The following is an 18055-nucleotide window of genomic DNA, read 5'->3' on the forward strand; positions in this document are numbered from 1 at the left end:
ACACGCGCATCAATGGCTAAGGTATTCGCAATCGCGAACCAGAAAGGTGGTGTAGGCAAGACCACCACCTGTATCAATCTCGCCGCCTCGCTGGCCGCGACCAAGCGTCGTGTGCTGCTGATCGACCTCGATCCGCAGGGCAACGCCACCATGGGCAGCGGTGTGGACAAACATGAGCTCGAGCACTCGGTCTACGACCTGCTTATCGGGGAATGTGACTTGGCTCAGGCCATGCATTACTCCGAGCATGGTGGTTTCCAGCTGCTTCCGGCCAACCGTGACCTGACCGCCGCCGAAGTGGTGCTGCTGGAAATGCAGGTCAAGGAAAGCCGCCTGCGCAACGCGCTGGCGCCGATCCGCGAAAACTACGACTACATCCTCATCGACTGCCCGCCGTCGCTGTCGATGCTGACGCTCAATGCGCTGGTCGCTTCCGATGGCGTGATTATCCCCATGCAGTGTGAGTATTACGCGCTGGAAGGTCTCAGCGACCTTGTGGATAACATCAAACGCATCGCCGCCCGGCTGAACCCGGAGCTGAAGATCGAAGGCTTGCTGCGGACCATGTACGACCCACGCCTGAGCCTGAACAACGATGTTTCGGCGCAGTTGAAAGAGCACTTCGGCCCACAGCTGTACGACACCGTCATTCCACGCAACATTCGCCTGGCCGAGGCCCCTAGCTTCGGCATGCCGGCCTTGGCTTACGACAAGCAATCGCGCGGCGCGCTGGCGTATCTGGCCCTGGCGGGGGAACTGGTTCGCCGTCAGCGCCGTCAATCACGCACTGCACAAACAACTTAAGGAATCCGTATGGCCGTCAAGAAACGGGGTCTCGGACGTGGGTTGGATGCACTGCTCAGTGGTCCCTCCGTCAGCGCGCTCGAAGAGCAGGCTGTGAAGATCGACCAGAAAGAACTGCAACACCTGCCGGTCGAACTGATCCAGCGTGGCAAGTACCAGCCACGCCGGGACATGGACCCTCAGGCGCTGGAAGAGCTTGCGCACTCGATTCGCAGCCATGGCGTGATGCAACCGATCGTGGTTCGTCCGATCGGCGACAACCGTTACGAGATCATTGCCGGTGAGCGCCGTTGGCGCGCCACCCAGCAGGCCGGCCTGGACACCATCCCGGCCATGGTCCGTGAAGTGGCTGACGAAGCTGCCATTGCCATGGCGCTGATCGAGAACATCCAGCGCGAAGACCTCAACCCACTGGAAGAGGCTCTGGCCCTGCAGCGCCTGCAGCAAGAGTTTGAGCTGACCCAGCAACAGGTTGCGGATGCCGTGGGCAAGTCGCGGGTGACCGTGGCCAACCTGCTGCGCCTGATTAGCCTGCCCGAGGCGATCAAGACCATGCTCGCCCATGGCGATCTGGAAATGGGTCACGCCCGCGCATTGCTCGGTCTGGACGAGAGCCGTCAGGAGGAGGGGGCGCGTCATGTTGTCGCACGCGGCCTCACTGTGCGCCAAACTGAAGCACTGGTTCGCCAGTGGCTCAGCGACAAGCCTGAACCGGTCGAACCGAGCAAACCTGATCCGGATATCGCACGCCTTGAACAGCGGCTCGCAGAGCGCCTGGGCTCGGCCGTGCAGATCCGTCATGGCAACAAGGGCAAAGGCCAGTTGGTTATTCGCTACAACTCGCTTGACGAGTTGCAAGGCGTGCTTGCTCACATCCGCTGAAACAATTCCTGTTGTAGCGCGCAGTCGGAAATCACTACCGAATAGTTGAATAGGGGTTAATCCACCCCTATACTCTGCGCGCATTTTGTCGGCACAAATTATGCCAAGTCATAACTGACTTGCTGGTCGACTTCCGAGGAGCAGTTGTGATGGAAATCCGCACGCCAAACCGCCTGCCTTTCCATCGCTGGGCGGTTTTTCCGGTACTGCTGGCTCAATTCGTCGTATTCCTGCTGGCAACCTTGGTGTTGTGGCAGTGGAAAGGGGCGGTCAGTGGATATTCAGGCCTTTGCGGAGGTTTGATTGCCTGGCTGCCTAATGTGTATTTCGCCTGGAAGGCTTTTCGCTTCAGCGGAGCTCGGGCGGCACAAGCCATCGTCAAGTCGTTCTACGCTGGCGAGGCAGGCAAGATGATTTTGACGGCAGTGCTTTTTGCACTGACCTTCGCAGGAGTGAAGCCACTGGCGCCGTTAGCAGTCTTCGGCGTCTTCGTGTTGACCCTTTTGGTCAGCTGGTTCGCGCCCCTGCTGATGAATAAAAGACTTTCGAGACCTTAGGGCGTTTGAGGCAACCATGGCAGCAGAAACCGCTTCGGGCTATATCCAGCACCACTTGCAGAACCTGACCTACGGTCAACTACCAGACGGCAGCTGGGGCTTTGCCCATTCGGCTGCAGAAGCCAAGGCAATGGGCTTCTGGGCGTTCCACCTGGACACCCTGGGTTGGTCCGTCGCGCTGGGTCTGATCTTCCTGTTCATCTTCCGCATGGCGGCCAAGAAGGCGACTTCCGGCCAGCCTGGCGGCCTGCAGAACTTCGTGGAAGTGATGGTCGACTTCGTCAACGGCAGCGTGAAGGACTCCTTCCACGGCCGTAGCCCGGTGATTGCACCGCTGGCGCTGACCATCTTCGTCTGGGTATTCCTGATGAACGCCGTCGACCTGGTACCGGTCGACTGGATTCCTCAGCTGGCCATCCTGATTTCCGGTGATCCGCACATTCCGTTCCGCGCCGTGTCGACCACCGACCCGAACGCGACCCTGGCCATGGCCTTCTGCGTGTTCGCCTTGATCATCTTCTACAGCATCAAGGTAAAGGGCCTGGGCGGTTTCATCGGTGAGCTGACCCTGCACCCGTTCGGCAGCAAGAACATCTTCGTGCAGATCCTGCTGATTCCGGTCAACTTCCTGCTGGAATTCGTCACCCTGATCGCCAAGCCGATCTCGCTGGCACTGCGTCTGTTCGGCAACATGTACGCCGGCGAACTGGTGTTCATCCTGATCGCCGTCATGTTCGGCTCCGGCCTGCTCTGGCTGAGCGGCCTGGGTGTGGTGCTGCAATGGGCGTGGGCCGTGTTCCACATCCTGATCATCACCCTGCAAGCTTTCATCTTCATGATGCTGACCATCGTCTACCTGTCGATGGCGCACGAAGATAACCATTAAGACCGCCTGGCGTGTCTGATAGCCTTCCCCGCTCGTTTGGGGGGAGGGCTTAAAAAGTCCGCAAGGGCATGCTGTACCAAACGATTTGTTTTACCGCTTCAACTTAAAAACCTAACCAATACGACGTAAAAGTCGGGAGGAAAGATGGAAACTGTAGTTGGTCTGACCGCTATCGCTGTTGCTCTGCTGATCGGCCTGGGTGCTCTGGGTACCGCCATTGGTTTCGGCCTGCTGGGCGGCAAATTCCTGGAAGGCGCTGCTCGCCAGCCAGAAATGGTTCCAATGCTGCAGGTTAAAATGTTCATCGTTGCCGGTCTGCTCGACGCCGTAACCATGATCGGTGTTGGTATCGCTCTGTTCTTCACCTTCGCGAATCCGTTCGTTGGTCAAATCGCCGGCTAATCACTCGTTAACCACGAGTTGATAGCTGTGATGAACCAAAGACCGAGCGAGGTGTTGGCGTGAATATTAATGCAACCCTGATTGGCCAATCCGTTGCCTTCCTGATTTTTGTACTCTTCTGCATGAAGTACGTATGGCCTCCGGTCATCACTGCCCTGCAAGAGCGTCAAAAGAAGATTGCCGACGGCTTGGACGCTGCCAACCGCGCAGCTCGCGACCTGGAGCTGGCCCAAGAAAAAGCGGGTCAGCAACTGCGTGAAGCTAAAGCACAGGCAGCCGAAATCATTGAGCAAAGCAAGAAACGCGCTGCTCAGCTTGTCGAGGAAGCCCGTGAACAGGCCCGCGTCGAAGCTGACCGTGTGAAGGCTCAGGCTCTGGCCGAGATCGAACAGGAACTGAACAGCGCCAAAGACGCCCTGCGTGCCCAAGTGGGTGCCCTGGCCGTTGGTGGTGCTGAAAAGATCCTTGGCGCCACAATCGATCAAAACGCGCATGCGGAGCTGGTTAACAAACTGGCCGCTGAAATTTAAGCGAGGGCGATCATGGCAGAACTGACCACGTTGGCCCGACCTTACGCTAAGGCTGCCTTTGAGCATGCCCAGGCCCATCAGCAACTGGCCAATTGGTCAGCCATGCTCGGCCTGGCTGCTGCGGTGTCGCAAGACGACACCATGCAGCGCCTGCTCAAGGCCCCGCGACTGACGAGCGCAGAAAAGGCCGCCACGTTCATTGACGTGTGCGGTGACAAGTTCAATGCACAGGCACAGAATTTCATTCATGTTGCCGCGGAAAACGACCGTCTCCTGCTCCTGCCGGAGATTGCCGCCCTGTTCGACCTGTACAAGGCCGAGCAAGAGAAATCCGTGGACGTGGAAGTCACCAGTGCCTTCGCGTTGAACCAAGAACAGCAAGACAAACTCGCCAAGGTTCTCAGTGCACGGTTAGGCCAGGAAGTGCGCCTGCACGCGTCGGAGGATGCCAGCCTGATTGGCGGCGTCGTCATCCGCGCTGGTGACCTGGTAATCGATGGCTCTGTTCGCGGCAAAATCGCGAAACTGGCCGAAGCATTGAAATCTTGAGTTTGAAGGGGCAGCAGAGCAATGCAGCAACTCAATCCTTCCGAAATTAGTGAAATCATCAAGGGCCGCATCGATAACCTCGATGTGAGCTCCCAAGCCCGTAACGAAGGTACCGTTGTTTCGGTATCCGACGGTATCGTGCGGATCCACGGTCTGGCCGACGTCATGTACGGCGAAATGATCGAGTTCCCTGGCAGCGTCTACGGCATGGCCCTGAACCTGGAGCAAGACTCCGTAGGTGCAGTGATCCTGGGTGCCTATGACACCCTCGCCGAAGGCATGAGCGCCAAGTGCACCGGCCGCATCCTGGAAGTTCCAGTTGGTAAGGAACTGCTGGGTCGCGTCGTTGACGCACTGGGTAACCCGATCGACGGCAAAGGTCCTCTGGGCAACACCCAGACCGACGCCGTCGAGAAAGTGGCTCCAGGCGTGATCTGGCGTAAGTCGGTAGACCAGCCTGTACAGACTGGCTACAAGTCCGTCGACGCCATGATCCCTGTCGGCCGTGGCCAGCGCGAGCTGATCATCGGTGACCGTCAGATCGGCAAGACCGCCATGGCCATCGACGCCATCATCAACCAGAAAGACTCCGGTATTTTCTGTGTTTATGTTGCAGTCGGCCAGAAGCGTTCCACCGTTGCCAACATCGTTCGCAAGCTGGAAGAAACCGGCGCCCTGGCCAACACCATCGTGGTCGTTGCCAGTGCTTCGGAATCCGCCGCACTGCAGTTCCTGGCGCCATACGCCGGCTGCACCATGGGCGAGTTCTTCCGTGACCGCGGTGAAGACGCCCTGATCGTTTACGATGACCTGTCCAAGCAGGCCGTTGCCTACCGTCAGATCTCCCTGCTGCTGCGCCGTCCACCAGGACGTGAAGCGTACCCAGGTGACGTGTTCTATCTCCACTCCCGTCTGCTGGAGCGTGCATCGCGCGTTTCCGAAGAGTACGTCGAGAAGTTCACCAATGGCGCAGTCACTGGCAAGACCGGTTCCCTGACCGCCCTGCCGATCATCGAAACCCAGGCTGGCGACGTTTCTGCGTTCGTTCCGACCAACGTGATTTCCATCACCGACGGTCAGATCTTCCTGGAATCGGCCATGTTCAACTCGGGCATCCGCCCTGCAGTGAACGCCGGTGTTTCGGTATCCCGCGTAGGTGGTGCCGCTCAGACCAAGATCATCAAGAAGCTGTCCGGTGGTATTCGTACCGCTCTGGCTCAGTACCGTGAACTGGCTGCATTCGCCCAGTTCGCTTCCGATCTGGACGAAGCGACCCGCAAGCAGCTGGAGCATGGTCAGCGCGTAACCGAGCTGATGAAGCAGAAGCAGTACGCGCCGATGTCCATCGCGGACATGGCCCTGTCGCTGTATGCCGCTGAGCGTGGTTTCCTGACTGACGTGGAAGTCTCCAAGGTCGGTAGCTTCGAGCAAGCGCTGATCGCCTTCTTCAACCGTGATCACGCCGACCTGATGGCGAAGATCAACGTGAAGGGTGACTTCAACGACGAAATCGACGCTGGCCTGAAAGCCGGTATCGAGAAGTTCAAGGCCACCCAGACCTGGTAAGCCGCAGCGGGGGCTCCGGCCCCCGCTTGCTAACCTGATAGGTGATACATGGCAGGCGCAAAAGAGATTCGCAGTAAGATTGCGAGCATCAAAAGCACGCAAAAAATTACCAGCGCCATGGAGAAAGTGGCGGTCAGCAAAATGCGCAAGGCACAAATGCGCATGGCTGCTAGCCGTCCTTACGCGGAGCGTATCCGCCAGGTGATCGGTCATCTGGCCAACGCCAACCCGGAATACCGCCACCCGTTCATGATCGAGCGCCCTGTAAAGCGCGCCGGTTATATCGTGGTGAGCAGTGACCGTGGTCTGTGCGGTGGCTTGAACACCAACCTGTTCAAGGCCCTGGTCAAGGACATGAGCGAAAACCGCGAACAGGGCGTTGAAATCGACCTGTGCGTGATCGGCAGCAAGGGTGCGACTTTCTTCCGCATCTTTGGCGGCAACGTTGTAGCCGCGATCAGCCACCTGGGCGAAGAGCCATCGATCAATGATCTGATCGGCTCCGTCAAAGTGATGCTGGACGCCTACATGGATGGCCGTATCGATCGCCTTTCGGTGGTTTCGAACAAGTTCATCAACACCATGACCCAAAAACCGACGGTCGAGCAATTGGTACCGTTGGTGGCAACCCCGGATCAGGAACTCAAGCACCACTGGGACTACCTGTACGAACCCGACGCAAAAGAGCTGCTGGACGGCTTGATGGTGCGTTACGTGGAGTCGCAGGTCTACCAGGCGGTGGTCGAGAACAACGCTGCTGAACAAGCGGCCCGGATGATCGCCATGAAGAACGCCACAGACAACGCCGGTGATTTGATCAAAGAGCTGCAATTGATCTACAACAAGGCGCGTCAGGCTGCGATCACCCAGGAGATCTCGGAAATCGTCGGCGGCGCTGCCGCGGTTTAACGGTTCAAAAATTCAGAGGATCCAGCTATGAGTAGCGGACGTATCGTTCAAATCATCGGCGCCGTCATCGACGTGGAATTCCCACGTGACAGCGTACCGAGTGTTTACAACGCGCTGAAAGTACAAGGCGCGGAAACCACCCTGGAAGTTCAGCAGCAGCTGGGCGACGGCGTGGTTCGTACCATTGCGATGGGCTCGACCGAAGGCCTGAAGCGCGGTCTGGATGTCGTCGACACCGGCGCTGCCATTTCCGTTCCTGTTGGTAAGGCCACTCTGGGCCGCATCATGGACGTACTGGGCAACCCGATCGACGAAGCCGGCCCGATCGGCGAAGAAGAGCGTCGCGGTATCCACCAGCCAGCGCCTTCGTTCGCTGACCAGGCTGGTGGCAACGACCTGCTGGAAACTGGCATCAAGGTTATCGACCTGGTTTGCCCGTTCGCCAAGGGTGGTAAAGTTGGTCTGTTCGGTGGTGCCGGTGTAGGCAAGACCGTAAACATGATGGAACTGATCCGTAACATCGCCATGGAACACAGCGGTTATTCCGTGTTCGCTGGTGTGGGTGAGCGTACTCGTGAGGGTAACGACTTCTACCACGAGATGAAGGACTCCAACGTTCTCGACAAGGTAGCGCTGGTCTACGGTCAGATGAACGAGCCACCAGGAAACCGTCTGCGCGTGGCGCTGACCGGCCTGACCATGGCTGAGAAGTTCCGTGACGAAGGTAACGACGTTCTGCTGTTCGTCGACAACATCTATCGTTACACCCTGGCCGGTACCGAAGTATCCGCACTGCTGGGCCGTATGCCTTCGGCAGTAGGTTACCAGCCGACCCTGGCTGAAGAGATGGGCGTTCTGCAAGAGCGCATCACCTCCACCAAGGAAGGTTCGATCACCTCCGTTCAGGCCGTATACGTACCTGCGGACGACTTGACCGACCCGTCGCCAGCGACCACCTTCGCCCACTTGGACGCCACCGTCGTTCTGTCCCGTGACATCGCCTCCCTGGGTATCTACCCAGCGGTTGATCCACTGGACTCGACTTCGCGCCAGCTGGACCCGAACGTGATCGGCAACGAGCACTACGAGACCGCTCGTGGCGTTCAGTATGTTCTGCAGCGCTACAAAGAGCTGAAGGACATCATCGCGATCCTGGGTATGGACGAACTGTCCGAAAGCGACAAGCAACTGGTAGCCCGCGCTCGTAAGATCCAGCGCTTCCTGTCGCAGCCGTTCTTCGTGGCCGAAGTCTTCACCGGTTCGCCAGGCAAGTACGTTTCCCTGAAAGACACCATCGCTGGCTTCAGCGGCATCCTCAAAGGTGACTACGACCACCTGCCAGAACAAGCGTTCTACATGGTCGGCAGCATCGACGAAGCGATCGAGAAAGCCAAGAAACTGTAATCCCGGCGCCCCGCAAGGGGCGCTAATCAGGTTGAGGCAAGCAGATGGCTATGACAGTCCATTGCGACATCGTCAGCGCGGAAGGAGAAATCTTCTCCGGCCTGGTCGAGATGGTAGTAGCGCACGGCAACCTGGGCGATCTGGGTATCGCTCCAGGCCACGCGCCGCTGATCACCAATCTCAAGCCAGGTCCGATCACGCTGACCAAGCAGGGTGGCACTCAAGAGGTGTTCTACATCTCCGGTGGCTTCCTCGAAGTGCAGCCGAACATGGTGAAGGTTCTTGCCGACACCGTACAACGTGCTGCCGACCTGGACGAAGCTCAGGCTCAGGAAGCCCTCAAGGCTGCCGAGAACGCGCTGAACACTAAAGGCTCGGATTTCGACTACGGCGCAGCTGCCGCACGTCTGGCCGAGGCTGCAGCTCAGCTGCGTACTGTCCAGCAAATGCGCAGAGGCAAGTAATCCGGCTTTGGCCGCGTACTTGCGTTGCGATTGAGTTAAAGGGTAGCCATCGGCTACCCTTTTTCTTTTGTGAAACTCATAGAACCGGTCATTTCACTGACCGCCCAGGATTGGTAGCCAGTAATGTCACTCGATATCGTTATTCTCGCCGCCGGCCAAGGCACCCGCATGCGCTCGGCCCTGCCCAAGGTACTGCACCCGGTAGCCGGCAACTCCATGCTTGGCCATGTTATCCACAGTGCACGCCAGTTGCAGCCGCAGGGGATTCATGTGGTCATTGGTCATGGGGCCGAGTTGGTGCGAGAGCGCCTGGCTTCTGACGACCTGAATTTCGTCATGCAGGACAAGCAGCTGGGTACCGGCCATGCGGTTGCCCAAGCCCTCCCGGCGCTCACCGCCGACACCGTGCTGGTACTGTACGGCGATGTGCCGCTGATCGAAGTGGAAACCCTGCAGCGTCTGTTGGCCAAAGCCAACGACCAGCAATTGGGCCTGCTTACCGTCACGCTCGACGACCCGACTGGCTATGGCCGTATCGTTCGTGACGAGCAAGGCCAGGTCACTGCCATCGTTGAGCACAAGGACGCCGACGACGCGCAGAGAGCAATCAAGGAAGGCAACACCGGCATTCTGGCCCTGCCGGCCGCGCGCCTCGCCGACTGGATGGGCCGCCTGTCGAACAACAACGCCCAGGGCGAGTACTACCTGACCGACGTCATTGCCATGGCCGTGGCCGATGGCCTGGTGGTGGCAACCGAACAGCCCCACGACCCGATGGAAGTGCAGGGCGCCAACGACCGCCGCCAGCTGTCCGAGCTTGAACGCCACTACCAGCTGCGTGAAGGCCGTCGGCTGATGGCCAAGGGGGTGACACTGCGTGATCCAGCCCGCTTCGATGTGCGCGGTGAAGTGACCGTTGGTCGTGATGTACTCATCGACATCAACGTGATTCTCGAAGGCAAGGTGGTCATCGAGGACGATGTGCAGATTGGCCCTAACTGTGTGATCAAGAACACCACCCTGCGCAAAGGTGCGGTGGTGAAGGCCAACAGCCACCTGGAAGGTGCCGTGATGGGCGAGGGCAGCGATGCTGGTCCGTTCGCCCGCCTGCGCCCGGGCAGCGTGCTGGAGGCCAAGGCCCATGTGGGTAACTTCGTCGAACTGAAAAATGCCCACCTGGGTGAAGGCGCCAAGGCTGGCCACCTCACTTACCTGGGTGACGCCGAGATCGGCGCGCGCACTAATATCGGCGCGGGTACCATCACCTGTAACTACGATGGCGCCAATAAGTTCAAGACCGTAATGGGCGAGGACGTGTTCATCGGTTCGAATAATTCCCTGGTCGCGCCTGTGGAAATCCAGGCTGGGGCCACCACTGCTGCCGGTTCGACCATTACCCAAACTGTCGAAGCCGGCGATCTGGCGGTGGGCCGTGCACGCCAGCGCAATATTTCGGGCTGGAAGCGGCCGGAAAAACTCAAGAAGAGTTGAGTTGTCCACAGATGTTTCGATCGAAAGCCGACTTGTGTGAATAAGTCGGTTTTTTTTGAGCGTCTTGCGGGGGCTCCTTCAGCGGCGCTGATAGCGCGATCGGCTTCAAACCAGCGCTCCAGTTACTGCCTCCCCCCGATTTCAAAGACCGCTTCTCTGCCATTTGCGGCACTCCCTCAAAGCGCCCGGCCAGTGCCCAAACATTATCCACAGGGCAGGCGGAACTTGACGAGCCGCTCATCTTGAGTTTTGATTGGCATCATTATCTTTCGAATCGAAACTTAACCGCCCATGTCGAAACGAAACACCCCACAACGTCGGCACAATATCCTCGCTTTGCTCAGTGAGCAGGGCGAGGTGAGCGTGGACGCCTTGGCCAAGCGTTTCGAAACATCGGAAGTGACCATACGCAAAGACCTCGCCGCGCTGGAAACCAACGGCCTGTTGCTGCGCCGCTACGGTGGTGCGGTACCGGTGCCGCAAGAACTGCTGGGTGAGCCCGCCCAGCCCGTGTCTTCCTACAAGAAGGCCATCGCCCGGGCAGCAGTAGGGCGTATCCGCGAGCATGCGCGCATCATCATCGACAGTGGCAGCACCACGGCGGCGATGATCCCCGAGCTGGGGCGCCAGCCTGGCCTGGTGGTGATGACCAACTCGCTTAATGTGGCCCGTGCCATTTGCGACCTTGAACACGAGCCGGTGCTGTTGATGACCGGTGGCACCTGGGACCCGCATTCCGAGTCGTTTCAGGGTCAGGTCGCCGAGCATGTCCTGCGTTCCTACGATTTCGACCAGTTGTTCATCGGTGCCGATGGCATCGATCTCGGCAGGGGTACCACCACCTTCAACGAGTTGCTCGGCCTGAGCCGGGTCATGGCCGAAGTGGCCCGTGAAGTGATCGTCATGGTCGAGTCGGACAAGGTGGGGCGCAAGATCCCCAACCTTGAGCTGCCCTGGGGCAGCGTGCACACCCTTATTACAGATGAGCGCCTGCCCGCAGCGGCACGCGAACAAATTCAAGCCCGCGGCATCAACCTGATCTGCGCCGCGATCAGCCAGGAGCAATAACTATGTGTGGAATCGTTGGTGCCGTCGCCGAACGTAATATCACCGCCATCCTGATCGAAGGCCTCAAGCGTCTTGAGTACCGCGGTTACGACAGCGCTGGCCTGGCCGTGCTATCCCAGAATGGTGAGCTGCATCGCCGCCGCCGCATCGGCAAGGTCAGCGAGCTGGAAGCTGCTGTCGCTGCAGACCCGCTGGCTGGCCAGTTGGGCATCGCCCACACGCGTTGGGCTACCCACGGCGCGCCAACCGAAGGCAACGCCCACCCGCACTTCTCTGGCAACGAAGTGGCCGTTGTGCACAATGGCATCATCGAGAACCATGAAGAGCTGCGCGAAGAGTTGAAGGGCCTCGGCTATGTCTTCACTTCGCAGACTGACACCGAAGTCATCGTGCACTTGATCCAGCACACCCTGAAGAGCATTCCGGACCTGGCCGATGCCCTCAAGGCCGCAGTGAAGCGCCTGCATGGTGCTTACGGCCTGGCACTGATCAGCGCCAAGCAGCCTGACCGCCTGGTAGCCGCACGCAGCGGCAGCCCCCTGGTTATCGGCTTGGGCTTGGGTGAGAACTTCCTGGCGTCTGACCAATTGGCCTTGCGCCAGGTCACGGACCGCTTCATGTACCTGGAAGAAGGCGATATCGCTGAGATCCGCCGTGAGCAGGTCACCATCTGGGACCAGGCCGGCCACAAGGTCCAGCGCGAAACCGTGCAGTACCATGAAGGCGCCGAAGCTGCGGACAAGGGTAACTACCGCCACTTCATGCTCAAGGAAATCCACGAGCAGCCAAGCGTTGTCCAGCGCACCCTGGAAGGTCGCCTGGGCAAGGATAATGTGCTGGTCCAAGCCTTCGGCCCGAACGCTGCGGAGTTGTTCGCCAAGGTGCGCAACGTGCAGATCGTTGCCTGCGGCACCAGCTACCACGCTGGTATGGTCGCCCGCTACTGGCTGGAAAGCCTGGCCGGCATCCCATGCCAGGTTGAAGTGGCCAGCGAGTTCCGTTACCGCAAGGTGGTGGTGCAGCCGGATACCCTGTTCGTCTCCATCTCGCAGTCCGGTGAAACTGCCGACACCCTGGCCGCGCTGCGCAACGCCAAGGAACTGGGTTTCCTTGGCAGCCTGGCAATCTGCAACGTCGGCATCAGCTCGCTGGTACGTGAATCGGACCTGACCCTGTTGACCCTCGCCGGCCCGGAGATCGGCGTTGCTTCGACCAAGGCCTTCACTACACAGCTGGTATCGTTGATGCTGCTGACCTTGGCGCTGGGCCAGGTGCGCGGTACCTTGGAAGCCGGTGTCGAAGCCGAGCTGGTGGAAGAACTGCGCCGTCTGCCTACCCGCCTGGGCGAGGCACTGGCCATGGACGCGACCGTCGAGAAGATCGCCGAGCTGTTTGCCGACAAGCACCACACCCTGTTCCTCGGCCGCGGTGCGCAGTACCCGGTGGCGATGGAAGGTGCACTCAAGCTCAAGGAAATCTCCTACATCCACGCTGAAGCCTACCCGGCAGGCGAGCTGAAGCACGGCCCGCTGGCGCTGGTAGACAACGACATGCCGGTGGTTACCGTTGCACCGAACAACGAACTGCTGGAAAAGCTGAAGTCCAACCTGCAGGAAGTGCGTGCCCGTGGCGGCGAGCTGGTGGTATTCGCCGACGAGCAAGCTGGCATGACCAATGGCGAAGGCACCCACGTGATCAAGGTGCCGCACATCGCGGACGCCCTGGCGCCGATCCTGTACACCATTCCACTGCAGCTGCTTTCGTATTACGTGGCCGTACTCAAGGGGACTGACGTTGACCAGCCTCGGAATCTGGCCAAGTCCGTTACTGTCGAGTAACAGGTAGCTGCACGTTGCTAAAATGCCCTCCATCCGGAGGGCATTTTACTTTCAGATCGCGAAACCCTGATTGGTAGCGCCACCCGGAACAAAGACTTCGACTTCAGCAGCACTTCCCGGAGACAAGCACGTTCATGCCAGCCGGCGCGCGATCTGCTGGAGGGCAGTGTTCCGCAGCGCCAAGTGCAAGAGAGAGTAACTGACGCTGCGAATGTGCCCCATCAGATTTGCATGGCCATGCCATCCACATTCATCGCTGCCTGGCGCAACGCCTCGGAGCGGGTCGGGTGCGGGTGGCAGGTGAGGGCGATGTCTTCTGCAGAGGCCGAGAACTCCATGGCCACGCAGAACTCCCCAATCATTTCGCTGACGCTTGGGCCCACCAGGTGTACACCCAGCACTTCATCGGTTGCGGCGTCAGCGATGACCTTGGCGAAGCCTTCGGTTTCGTGGTTGATCTTGGCGCGGCTGTTGGCGGTGAAGGGGAACTTGCCTACTTTATAGGCGCGCCCTTCGGCCTTGAGCTGCTCTTCGGTCTTGCCCACGGTAGCCAGCTCCGGGCGTGTGTAAATCACACCAGGGATCAGGTTGTAGTTGACCTCGTGGGGCTTGCCAGCGATGCGCTCGATGCAGGCTACTGCTTCATCTTCGGCCTTGTGCGCCAGCATCGGGCCGGATGTGACGTCACCAATCACCCACACGCCCGGCACAGAGGTGCGGTGGTGCTGGTTGCCGAGCATGCCGCGCTGGTCGGTTTCCAGGCCCACGCTTTCAAGGTTCAGGCCTTTGGTGTAGGGGCGGCGACCGATAGCCACCAGCACGTAGTCGGCTTGCAGTGACTCTGCAGTACCGCCAGCGGCAGGCTCCAGTGTCAGGCTCACGCCATCGGCGCTGGCCGTGGCTTGGGTCACTTTGCTGCCCAGCTTGAATGCCATGCCTTGCTTGGCCAGGGCCTTCTGCAGGGTTTTGGCGGTTTCGGTGTCGGTGCCTGGGCAGATCCGGTCGAGGTATTCGATGACCGTAACCTGGCTACCCAGGCGTCGCCAGACCGAACCCAGTTCAAGGCCGATCACGCCGGCGCCGATGACGACCAGGTGTTTGGGCACTTGTGGCAGGGACAGTGCGCCGGTCGAGTCAATGATGCGCTGGTTGTCGATGGTCACGCCTGGCAGCGGGGTGGGCTCGGAGCCGGTCGCAATGACGATGTCCTTGGCCTGCAGCGCTGTCTCGCTACCGTCTTCAGCTTTGACCACGACCTTGCCGACACCGTCCAGGCGGCCCCAGCCCTTGATCCAGTCGACCTTGTTCTTGCGAAACAAATATTCGATGCCCTTGGTCAGGCCGGTCACGCTCTCGTCCTTCTGTTTCATCATTTGGGCGAGGTTGAGGGTAGGCTTTACTTCGATACCGAGGTGGGCGAATTCGTCGCCGCTAGCCGCTTCGTACAATTCAGAAGCATGCAACAGTGCCTTGGACGGCATGCAGCCGACATTCAGGCAGGTGCCGCCCAAGGTCGAGCGGCCTTCCACGCAGGCTACGCTCAGGCCCAGCTGGCCAGCGCGGATGGCCGCATTGTAGCCACCAGGGCCACCGCCGATGATCACCACGTCATAGGATTTCATGGGTTCAACTCCAGGATGTAGAAGCGCGAGAGGGGCACAAGGTTAAGCTGAGACGCAGAAATTGTATACAATCTGCTGTGCGAATAAGACCAGTTGGTTCTAGACCATGGTCGTGTTTAGAGGAAACATCCCACGAATGAACTACTCTGATCCGGCAACGTTCGAAATATAAGGCGTCGTGGCCATATACGGATTTGGAGGGTCGTTCATGCTTGCGCAACTTCCACCGGCACTGCAGAGCTTGCATCTGCCGCTGCGGCTGAAACTTTGGGACGGCAATCAGTTCGATCTGGGGCCCAGCCCGCAGGTCACTATCCTGGTCAAGGAACCGCAACTGATCAGCCAGCTGACTCACCCAAGCATGGACCAGCTGGGCACTGCGTTCGTTGAAGGCAAGCTTGAGCTGGAAGGCGATATTGGTGAGGCCATCCGCGTATGCGATGAACTGAGTGACGCATTGCTGAAGGACGAGGATGAAACGCCACCGCAACGGCTGTCTCACGACAAGAGCACGGACGCCGAAGCCATCTCTTATCACTATGATGTGTCCAACGAGTTTTACCAGCTGTGGCTGGATAAGGACATGGCCTATTCGTGTGCCTACTTCCGCGAACCGGACAACACCCTGGATCAAGGCCAGCAGGACAAGTTCGATCACTTGTGCCGCAAGCTACGCCTGGATGCGGGCGACTACCTGTTGGATGTGGGCTGTGGCTGGGGTGGGCTGGCGCGTTTCGCTGCCCGTGAGTATGGCGCCAAGGTGTTTGGCATCACCCTGAGCAAAGAGCAGCTCAAGCTTGGTCGCCAACGCGTCAAAGCAGAGGGCCTTGCCGACAAGGTCGACCTGCAGATCCTGGACTACCGCGACTTGCCCCAGGATGGTCGCTTCGACAAAGTCGTCAGCGTGGGCATGTTTGAGCACGTTGGGCACGCCAACCTGGCGCTGTATTGCCAGAAGCTGTTTGGCGCGGTGAGGGAGGGCGGGCTGGTGATGAACCACGGCATCACCGCCAAGCACGTCGATGGCCGGCCGGTCGGGCGGGGCGCTGGCGAGTTTATCGACCGCTACGTGTTTCCTCATGGGGAGCTGCCGCATTTGTCGATGATCAGCGCCAGTATCTGCGAAGCGGGGCTGGAGGTGGTGGACGTGGAAAGCCTGCGCTTGCATTACGCCAAGACGCTGCATCACTGGAGTGAGAACCTGGAGAACCAGCTGCACAAAGCGGCGGCGCTGGTGCCCGAGAAAACCCTGCGGATCTGGCGCTTGTACCTGGCCGGGTGTGCTTATGCGTTCCAGAAAGGCTGGATCAATCTGCACCAGATTCTGGCTGTGAAGCCGTATGCCGATGGGCACCATGATCTGCCATGGACCCGCGAGGATCTGTACCGCTAGATCACCTTCGACTTGCGTTAACAGCTTTGCGTTGCATAGGGGTCGGTCAAGCTGAAAGGTTCGCTCAGCTTGACCGGCCCCTATGCAACGCAAGCGGGTGTCGCGAGGTCCTGCCTCCAGCGTTAGAGAATCGGCGAGATCAACCGTGCAATACGCATCCCCAATTGCTGCAGCCGATGAGTATCGCGGCTGTCCTCAGCGGTTATCTCCCGCGACTGCTCAAAGTCATCGTTCAGCATATGCTCGACCTGATCTGCAAACCCACGGTCGACCGTCAGCAGGGTAATTTCGAAGTTCAGGCGGAACGAGCGGTTGTCCAGGTTGGCACTGCCAATGGCACTGACATCGTCATCCACCAGCACCACTTTCTGGTGCAAGAAGCCCGGCTGGTAACGGAACATGCGTACCCCCGCGCGTACTGCTTCGAAGGCGAACAGGCTGGATGCGGCATAGACGATACGGTGGTCTGGCCTTGATGGAATCAGCACCCGTACATCGACCCCGCGCAATACCGCCAGCCGCAATGCGGCAAACACCGCTTCGTCAGGAATGAAATACGGGCTGGTAATCCACACCCTGCGGGTGGCCGAATGAATCGCTTCGAGGAAGAACAACGAGCAGGTTTCCTGTGGGTCGGCCGGGCCGCTGGCTAGCGCTTGGCACAACACGCCGTTGTCCGGGTAGGTATCTGGAAGAATCAGCGGGGGTAGCTGGCGCGTGGCCCAATACCAGTCCTCGGCAAACGACTCTTGCAGGCAGGCAAGCACTGGCCCGCCGATTTGCACATGGGTGTCGCGCCAGGGGGAAAGATGCGGGTGCGCACCCAGGTACTCGTCCCCCACGTTGTGCCCCCCGATAAAACCGAGCAGGCCATCCACCACCACGATCTTGCGATGGTTGCGGAAGTTCACCTGGAAGCGATTGAACCAGCCACGGCGGGTAGCGAACGCATGAATCTGTACTCCGCCCTCACGCAGTACCTGGCTGTAACTGGCCGGTAAGGCATGGCTGCCCACGCGGTCATACAACACGAAAACCTGTACCCCTTCCGCGGCTTTGCGTAACAGCAGTTGCTGCAGTGCCTTGCCAAGGGTGTCGTCATGGATGATGAAGAACTGCACCAGCACCACGTCCCGGGCTTTCTCGATGGCTGCAAAGATGGCATCGAAGGTGGCTGCGCCATTGATCAGCAGCTTCACTTGGTTGTTTGCCAGGCAAGGCATACGCCCCAGCTTAGGCATGGCGCGCAACGCCACATAGCTTTGTGATTCGCGGGCAGTCAGGGCTTCTTCAACCCAAGGGCGCCAGTTGAGGTTGGCCATGGCCACGTGCATTTCCTGATTGGCTTGCCGTCGCGCCTTGATGTAGGCATAGAACGAGCGGGCGCCAAAAACCAGGTAGGGGATCAAGGTCAGGTAGGGGATGAAGAACAAAGGCATGGCCCAGGCAATTGCGCCTTGGGCTGTGCGCACGGTGAACAGCGCGTGAAGCGCGGCAACGATACCCAGCAGGTGGATCAGGCCGAGTAGGTAACCGAAGAAGTAGGGGCTGTGGTAATCCATTTGCATCCTGCTTGCCGAGTACACTTGAGGTAACAGAACACGTTCCCGGTCCACCTTGCAACCCGCAGGTGGATTTGGCGTCTAAGGCTCAGCCCGGCCCGCTTGGCCGGCTTTTTTCCAGGAGCGTT

At 59.3% G+C, this 18055-nt stretch carries 17 protein-coding genes; 15 read left to right on the forward strand and 2 right to left on the reverse strand.

Going from position 1 to position 18055, the window contains the following annotated elements:
- Nucleotides 1-12: 12 nt before the first annotated feature.
- From OO258_RS19550 to glmS, 14 genes are all read left to right on the forward strand, one after another.
- Nucleotides 13-804 (forward strand): ParA family protein, encoded by a 792-nt coding sequence (locus tag OO258_RS19550; RefSeq protein WP_012274913.1) that lies wholly within the window; start codon nt 13-15, stop codon nt 802-804.
- Between the two features lie 9 nt (nt 805-813).
- A complete protein-coding gene (locus OO258_RS19555) occupies nt 814-1686 on the forward strand; it encodes a ParB/RepB/Spo0J family partition protein (protein ID WP_266032108.1) in 873 nt (290 codons plus the stop codon).
- Between the two features lie 149 nt (nt 1687-1835).
- Nucleotides 1836-2243, forward strand: coding sequence for a F0F1 ATP synthase subunit I (locus OO258_RS19560; RefSeq protein ID WP_009684665.1), 408 nt, complete (start codon nt 1836-1838; stop codon nt 2241-2243).
- 16 nt (nt 2244-2259) lie between these two features.
- Nucleotides 2260-3129, forward strand: coding sequence for a F0F1 ATP synthase subunit A (gene atpB, locus OO258_RS19565; RefSeq protein WP_003260030.1), 870 nt, complete (start codon nt 2260-2262; stop codon nt 3127-3129).
- Nucleotides 3130-3273: 144 nt separating this feature from the next.
- Entirely contained in the window at nt 3274-3531 is a 258-nt protein-coding gene (atpE, locus tag OO258_RS19570; protein WP_003097235.1) for a F0F1 ATP synthase subunit C, read from the forward strand.
- A 59-nt stretch (nt 3532-3590) separates the two neighbouring features.
- Entirely contained in the window at nt 3591-4061 is a 471-nt protein-coding gene (locus tag OO258_RS19575; protein ID WP_003253189.1) for a F0F1 ATP synthase subunit B, read from the forward strand.
- Nucleotides 4062-4073: 12 nt separating this feature from the next.
- On the forward strand, nt 4074-4610 hold the full coding sequence (locus OO258_RS19580) for a F0F1 ATP synthase subunit delta (RefSeq protein ID WP_003253191.1): 537 nt from the start codon (nt 4074-4076) through the stop codon (nt 4608-4610).
- 21 nt (nt 4611-4631) lie between these two features.
- Nucleotides 4632-6176, forward strand: coding sequence for a F0F1 ATP synthase subunit alpha (gene atpA / locus OO258_RS19585; RefSeq protein ID WP_110743486.1), 1545 nt, complete (start codon nt 4632-4634; stop codon nt 6174-6176).
- 48 nt (nt 6177-6224) lie between these two features.
- Nucleotides 6225-7085 carry a F0F1 ATP synthase subunit gamma gene (gene atpG, locus OO258_RS19590; protein WP_009684663.1) on the forward strand — a complete coding sequence of 287 codons (861 nt, stop codon included), beginning with the start codon at nt 6225-6227 and terminating at the stop codon, nt 7083-7085.
- Nucleotides 7086-7112: 27 nt separating this feature from the next.
- On the forward strand, nt 7113-8489 hold the full coding sequence (gene atpD / locus OO258_RS19595; RefSeq protein WP_110743485.1) for a F0F1 ATP synthase subunit beta: 1377 nt from the start codon (nt 7113-7115) through the stop codon (nt 8487-8489).
- A gap of 44 nt (nt 8490-8533) precedes the next feature.
- Nucleotides 8534-8953, forward strand: coding sequence for a F0F1 ATP synthase subunit epsilon (locus tag OO258_RS19600; protein ID WP_029886844.1), 420 nt, complete (start codon nt 8534-8536; stop codon nt 8951-8953).
- Between the two features lie 123 nt (nt 8954-9076).
- The gene (gene glmU / locus OO258_RS19605; RefSeq protein ID WP_266032109.1) at nt 9077-10444 is read left to right on the forward strand and encodes a bifunctional UDP-N-acetylglucosamine diphosphorylase/glucosamine-1-phosphate N-acetyltransferase GlmU; all 1368 of its coding nucleotides are present in this window, start codon (nt 9077-9079) and stop codon (nt 10442-10444) included.
- A 291-nt stretch (nt 10445-10735) separates the two neighbouring features.
- Nucleotides 10736-11512, forward strand: coding sequence for a DeoR/GlpR family DNA-binding transcription regulator (locus OO258_RS19610; RefSeq protein ID WP_266032110.1), 777 nt, complete (start codon nt 10736-10738; stop codon nt 11510-11512).
- 2 nt (nt 11513-11514) lie between these two features.
- Entirely contained in the window at nt 11515-13350 is a 1836-nt protein-coding gene (gene glmS / locus OO258_RS19615) for a glutamine--fructose-6-phosphate transaminase (isomerizing) (RefSeq protein WP_266032111.1), read from the forward strand.
- Nucleotides 13351-13571: 221 nt separating this feature from the next.
- On the opposite strand, the gene lpdA is transcribed toward glmS, so the two are convergent.
- Nucleotides 13572-14972: a dihydrolipoyl dehydrogenase gene (gene lpdA, locus OO258_RS19620; RefSeq protein ID WP_266032112.1), complete on the reverse strand. Its 1401-nt coding sequence runs from the start codon at nt 14970-14972 to the stop codon at nt 13572-13574.
- Between the two features lie 208 nt (nt 14973-15180).
- On the opposite strand from lpdA, the gene cfaB reads away from it, so the two are divergent.
- Entirely contained in the window at nt 15181-16365 is a 1185-nt protein-coding gene (cfaB, locus tag OO258_RS19625; RefSeq protein ID WP_110743476.1) for a C17 cyclopropane fatty acid synthase CfaB, read from the forward strand.
- Between the two features lie 122 nt (nt 16366-16487).
- Here cfaB and cls read toward each other — a convergent pair whose 3' ends face one another.
- On the reverse strand, nt 16488-17927 hold the full coding sequence (cls, locus tag OO258_RS19630) for a cardiolipin synthase (RefSeq protein WP_266032113.1): 1440 nt from the start codon (nt 17925-17927) through the stop codon (nt 16488-16490).
- Nucleotides 17928-18055: the final 128 nt, after the last annotated feature.

The sequence above is a fragment of the Pseudomonas sp. DCB_BI genome, assembly GCF_026240995.1.
Classification (GTDB): domain Bacteria; phylum Pseudomonadota; class Gammaproteobacteria; order Pseudomonadales; family Pseudomonadaceae; genus Aquipseudomonas.

Coding starts and splice junctions, on each gene's coding strand:
- cls (WP_266032113.1), bottom strand. CDS start 17,927: ATGGATTACCACAGCCCCTACTTCTTCGGTTACCTACTCGGCCTGATC.
- OO258_RS19580 (WP_003253191.1), top strand. CDS start 4,074: ATGGCAGAACTGACCACGTTGGCCCGACCTTACGCTAAGGCTGCCTTT.
- atpE (WP_003097235.1), top strand. CDS start 3,274: ATGGAAACTGTAGTTGGTCTGACCGCTATCGCTGTTGCTCTGCTGATC.
- atpA (WP_110743486.1), top strand. CDS start 4,632: ATGCAGCAACTCAATCCTTCCGAAATTAGTGAAATCATCAAGGGCCGC.
- OO258_RS19560 (WP_009684665.1), top strand. CDS start 1,836: ATGGAAATCCGCACGCCAAACCGCCTGCCTTTCCATCGCTGGGCGGTT.
- atpB (WP_003260030.1), top strand. CDS start 2,260: ATGGCAGCAGAAACCGCTTCGGGCTATATCCAGCACCACTTGCAGAAC.
- glmS (WP_266032111.1), top strand. CDS start 11,515: ATGTGTGGAATCGTTGGTGCCGTCGCCGAACGTAATATCACCGCCATC.
- cfaB (WP_110743476.1), top strand. CDS start 15,181: ATGCTTGCGCAACTTCCACCGGCACTGCAGAGCTTGCATCTGCCGCTG.
- glmU (WP_266032109.1), top strand. CDS start 9,077: ATGTCACTCGATATCGTTATTCTCGCCGCCGGCCAAGGCACCCGCATG.
- OO258_RS19600 (WP_029886844.1), top strand. CDS start 8,534: ATGGCTATGACAGTCCATTGCGACATCGTCAGCGCGGAAGGAGAAATC.
- atpG (WP_009684663.1), top strand. CDS start 6,225: ATGGCAGGCGCAAAAGAGATTCGCAGTAAGATTGCGAGCATCAAAAGC.
- OO258_RS19610 (WP_266032110.1), top strand. CDS start 10,736: ATGTCGAAACGAAACACCCCACAACGTCGGCACAATATCCTCGCTTTG.
- OO258_RS19550 (WP_012274913.1), top strand. CDS start 13: ATGGCTAAGGTATTCGCAATCGCGAACCAGAAAGGTGGTGTAGGCAAG.
- OO258_RS19555 (WP_266032108.1), top strand. CDS start 814: ATGGCCGTCAAGAAACGGGGTCTCGGACGTGGGTTGGATGCACTGCTC.
- lpdA (WP_266032112.1), bottom strand. CDS start 14,972: ATGAAATCCTATGACGTGGTGATCATCGGCGGTGGCCCTGGTGGCTAC.
- atpD (WP_110743485.1), top strand. CDS start 7,113: ATGAGTAGCGGACGTATCGTTCAAATCATCGGCGCCGTCATCGACGTG.